Below are 5241 nucleotides of genomic sequence, written 5' to 3' on the forward strand. Positions count from 1 at the left end.
AAAAAAAAAAAAAAAAAAAAGAAAAAAGTATTTTCCCCCCCCCCAAAAAAAAGGGGGGGGGCCCCCCCCGCCTTTTTTACTTTTGAGGGTTGGATTGGAATAATTTAGGGTGGAATGAGCCCCCTGAACCATATTCCTCGGACCCGCAAAAAAAAATAGGAGCACCGAGCGCGAGCCCTCCGCTCTAGCGGGGAAGGGCCCGAACTTCGTGCGCGGCGCCGGCCGTGCTCCCACAGCAAGGTGGAGCTGTGTCGCTGGCGCGGCGCGGCTGGCGCCAGGTTTGCGCTTGCCGCGACGGTTGCGCCAGACAAGCTCGTCCCGCCACCACGCGGCCAGCTCGCGATCAATCAGATGTTCGTGAGCCCGCTGAGCTGCCGCGCCGAGCACACCTAATCGATGGGCAACCGTGCGCAACGACCCCATGCGACGTAGCCGGCACACACCGCTGACCAAGCCCTCGGCCCGAAGTTTCCCCAGATATGACGCGATACGTTCGCGACTGTATCCGGTCAGCTGAGCCACATGGTCCTCATTGCTGGCGCCTCGCTGGATCGTCCACAGCACTCGGCTCAGGTGGTGACCAAGCCCTGTGCGGTACGTCCAGACGTCGTCGCGAGTGTGCGCCAGCTCTGCCGCGATCTCAGCGATCATCCGCTTGTGAAGCTGGACGTCATCTCCGGCCACGCGTATCTCATACACTATCATTTCAGTGACGAGTGTAGACATATCTCCAGACAGCTCCTGCGCTCGCGCTGGCACCGCAACGCCACCACCCGCCCTACAAACCGCATCGAAGCCGGGGGCGGGTTCCCCTTGTGTCCCACCTGTGTCCACAGCGGACAGACTGGCGGTGTGTGCGCGCACCAGGCGCCATCGCGCTGCCCGGGTGCCGCGGCTTGGCGCGACCAACTCCAGCCACTGATGCCCGCCGTCGTCGAGGGAGGCCAGCCGCGCCACCGCTCGCGACACGGTTGACCGGCTGTGGCCGGCGATCTCTGCCCACCGGCGGACGTCCAGGTCGACTTCCAGCTGGCGCGAACGCAGACACATCCAGCACAACGCCTGCAGCACAGCGTGATCGGCCGGACCTCCAGGGCCTGCCCACCGCTCGGGGAGTTGCGCGGCCTGGGCGAGTACGCCGGCGACCACGGTGGTGATCTCCTCGATGCGAGCGTGGAGGTCCTCACGTCCCGTGCGGCGCTCACTGCTGGGCAATCGGGACGCTGTGTCGACTGCGCGCTCCCACTGGCGGCGCAGCAGCGTCTCCTGCTCCACCACCGTGCGCGGTCGCGGGTGTGGCTCGCCGGGACAGCGTTGCGACCGGGCGTGCTCCATGGCGTGTGCCCCGGGATCCGCGATCCACGCACGCACATCGGAGAGTCGATATCGTGCGACTGCCGCCGCGAGCAGGACCGACCACAGAACAGCGGAGCGATCCGCGGTGGGGGAGAGAGGAGCGTGCAGTGTGGCGGCGGCTGCCGTGCTCAGTGCACGCGGCTGGCCTGCTAGATATGGCACGTTCTCGGCATCGGTCAGAACGTGCGAGCGGGGGGCCGCGATTTCCGCGGTCGTCCCGGTGTCCAGTGTGGGCAAAGACCGCAGCAGGTATTCGAGGTCTGCACACGTGGTGCCGTGACGCCGGAGCAGCCGAGCTGCCCGCCGGGTTTGGGAGGCGGTCACCACGCCACCGTTGCCGTGCACGGCCGGATCCAAACGGCTGTGGCCGCCGCTGCGATGCAGCGCACCAGGCGGACGAACGGCGCCTGTCTTCGCGTTGAGCAGGACTCCGTGGTCGAGCGTGGGCAGGAGAGTTCGCAGCGCCCGCGCGAATCGGGCGACCAGCGCCGCCGGAGCTCCCTGGGGAATCGAGAACCACACGTGTCGGCCGCCATCGGGCCCCGAACACGCAACGACGTGGTGGATGCCTGCCTCGGTCAGCCACCCTCGCACGCGACGCAGATCCTCGGCCACAGCGGCCGAGCCGAGCCGAGAACTGTCCAGGTCCAGCGCGATCAGACGGTGTCGATGCCGCGTGTCCGTCAAATAGATCGCGTGTGGGGATCGAGGTGGCTGGTCTGCGCGGGCCTCGTCCGTATAGCGGTGCTGTCCACTGTGGTCAACGCGTATGCGAAGCCGCGGCGACAGCTCCGTGGTGAACAGCCTGTAGAGAAGGTCGCGGTCCGCATCACATGGCACACGGTGCGGCGCACTCATCTCGACGCGCCGCCGAGTGCGGGCGACCAGACGCTTCGGCAGTCCTGCGCCAGTGCGCGACTCGGGTCATCCCTCAGGTGTCCGCTGCGGTTGCCGCAGGCTCCCGCTGCGACACCGTTGGCGCAACTGACGCGAATCCATGTGAGCGAAATGGGGCGCGCCACAGCCACATGCGTGTGGACATGGTCGCACCCACGGGTTACCGTGAACACGAACTAGGGCCTTTCTGTGAGGCCAAGCCGATCCCGATGTCACCGGGTGAGGTGGTGAGGTTCCAGGGGTTGTCGGCCCCGGGAGGCCTCAGGAAGCCGCGGAGTGTCCGGCGCCAAGGCCGGTCATCGTCCACGACTGGAGCATCGGGGCGGTCCCCTTACGGGGACCGCCCCGATGTGTGTGCAGCCGGTGTCCGAGTCCGTCGCGAACGTTGCGGAACACGTGGAGTGGCGACGCCGCGTTACAGCCGGCCTTGCGGCAGCGCGGGTGCGCACACCGACGATCCCGACAGCGGGAATGGCGGCGTGCGCACCAAGAGCGCCAACAGCAATCCGGGCCGCGCTCAGACCCGTCTCAGCGACAGTATCGGTGCGGTCTGCGACTAGCACAGCTCGGTCCTGCTCTGGGTCCGGTGCCACCGTGGGCCTGCACCGGCCGGATCGCCGGGCGCCGAGCTCACGGTAGGAGTCAGCCTGGATGCGGCGACGAAGAATGAGATCCTCCTTGGGTGGGGCGCCAGGTCATAGCGGATCGTCACGCGGATTCTTGGTTGTGAGCCAATGCATGGTCCGCCCAGGCAAAAAATGAGGCATGCGCGATTCTGTTTGCCAGGGATCTGATGCGCGCGCTCATCGCGGGATGCGCCGTCGCTGATCGGCCCGACGATCGCCGCGCGGCAACGGCATCGTCGCCCGGTTTCCCGGGAACGATGCTGTGGTCGATGTCGTCACGACGTGACGACGCGGCAATCCTGTTCTGCGGTGGACGATTGGCAGAGGATCATCCAGGCGGTGGGTGCAGCGCTCCGCTCACCGCTCGACTGTTGGTCGGCCGGCCACCTGGTGCTCTGTGAGTTCGGCGGGAGCCGCCTTGCCAGGTCGTCGTCTGCGGTGCTGCCTGGGTCGATGTGCGGTGCGCACAGGCTGATGCGAGCAGCGATGGCTGCGTCGTTGAGAATGCGCGCTGCGGGCTGTACTCGGGCGCTTCTGGTCGAGCGGTCTGCGTCGTCTCGCCAGCCGGCACCTGGACCGTGTGTGGTCTGCGGCGTGCTGTTGCTGCCACTGTGACGATGTGTCCCTCATTGCCTGCCCCCATCCAGGTCGCGCCGCGAGTCGGTCACGTGGCGGTCGCATTGACCAGGCCACACACTCGGGCTGCTACGCTCGGTAGCCGGCCGTAGCCCTCCTACGTCGACGAACGTAGTTGACACGTTTACATCGTCACAGAACGTCAAACTAGCCACCTGGCAAGTTTTCACACGTTTGGCGTAGCGATCGTTCCGTGGTGGTGGCGGCCCCGGAGGCTGTGGCATCGCAGCCAGCACCTGATCCGCCAGCGATGCGCCACCTGGTGCGGATAGACAGCCTCCCGCTGAGCCAGCACGTGGCGCAACGATGCGGCAGGTGAGAAGGGCCCGGTCTCACAGGCCCCCTGAACGCGGCTCCCGCGCCGCCCGGTCGCGGCCTGCCTTCCGATGGCATCAGCAGGCACCATGACGCCGCGACCGTCGCCCTCACTCTGGCCGCCACCCGACGGTGCTGCCGAGGGCTGGGCCGACGCCGACCTGAACGACATGGATGAGCACCGCGGCCACAGCGACAACACCATCGCGGTGGTGGTCGTCCTGAACCGTCACGCCACTGGTCATATCGGACGCGAGACTGCGGTCGCCGGTCCACTCGAAGCCGGATTGGTAGCCGCCCGGGCTGGCTTGCCCCAGGAACGACCTCACCACATTCCCCACCCACACCGACCTTGTCAGGACGGCACCACCACCATGACCATCCTCCCATTCCCCTCCCGCGCCACCATCAGTCCCGATACGGCGCCCCACCACCTGCCACCCGACACCACACCCACCACCGAAGCCCGTGTCACAGACCAGACTCCGCATCCCGAGAGCCTGACCGCCGACCACGCCACGAGCGACGAGTCGACAGCAGGCGCAGGCTCGCGTCCCGACACCCCCTGTCCCGCAGTGCCGGCGCCTGCCCCTCCACTCCTCAACGGTGACCCGAGCGAACCTGGCAGCAAACAGCAGTCCCGCGAACTCAGCCGCTACACGGTGCGTGTCAGCACCCAAAACCCCGACGCCGAAACCATAATGCGGACGCTACTGCGAGCGACGACGCAAATCCTTGGCCCCAACACGTCCATGGACGTGTTCACCGGGACCGGCGACCGCTTCGCCACCTTTAACGCCGGGGGCTGACACAGCCACGATCACGGCGTCGCCATCTACGAGCGCCACCAAGACGTCCGCCACGGCAGGTGGCCTGTGGCCGATGCCTGACCGATCACCGCCGACCGCGGCCACTACCGAAGGGAATCCCGTGATGTTCAGCGTCCACACCGTGTCCCTGCACGGTCTGACCGGGCACCTGCTCACCGTCACCGTCACCGTCACCGTCACCGCCACCGCCGTCGACGGCCCGCCTGTGATCACCCTGACCGGCGCTACCCGTTATGACGCCCGCGACCTTCGAGACCGGGTGCACGCGGCATTGGCCAACGCCGGCCACCGCAACCGGCACAACGTCGAGGTGAACGTGGCACCGGCGAGTACCACGCCGCCCCCTGACGCCGCGGTGGCCGCCGCGGTTCTCGCCGCCACCATCGGAGCCGACCTCCGTCGGCTCGCCGACACCGCGGTGCTCGGCGACGTCGGTCTGGACGGCCGCCTCCGCCCCACCCGCGGTGTGTTGCCCGCTGTGCAGGCCGCCGCCGAGCTCGGCATCCGCCGGGTGATCGTGCCCGCGGCCGACCTCGACCAGGCCGCGCTCGTCGACCAGGTCGACGTGCTCGGCGCGACCT

The 5241-nt window shown here is 67.4% G+C and carries 3 protein-coding genes; 2 read left to right on the forward strand and 1 reads right to left on the reverse strand.

Annotated elements, in window-relative coordinates; translation table 11 throughout:
- Positions 1 to 1878: hypothetical protein (locus tag KUTG_RS64985; protein ID WP_232241390.1), on the reverse strand; the 1878-nt coding region annotated here is incomplete at its 3' end.
- A 2041-nt stretch (positions 1879 to 3919) separates the two neighbouring features.
- On the opposite strand from KUTG_RS64985, the gene KUTG_RS60195 reads away from it, so the two are divergent.
- The gene (locus KUTG_RS60195) at positions 3920 to 4639 is read left to right on the forward strand and encodes a hypothetical protein (protein ID WP_157495404.1); all 720 of its coding nucleotides are present in this window, start codon (positions 3920 to 3922) and stop codon (positions 4637 to 4639) included.
- 124 nt (positions 4640 to 4763) lie between these two features.
- A partial coding sequence (locus KUTG_RS62765; protein WP_304413679.1) for a magnesium chelatase domain-containing protein occupies positions 4764 to 5241 on the forward strand: 478 nt, incomplete at its 3' end.

Origin of the sequence: Kutzneria sp. 744 (assembly GCF_000568255.1) — a bacterium.
Classification (GTDB): domain Bacteria; phylum Actinomycetota; class Actinomycetes; order Mycobacteriales; family Pseudonocardiaceae; genus Kutzneria.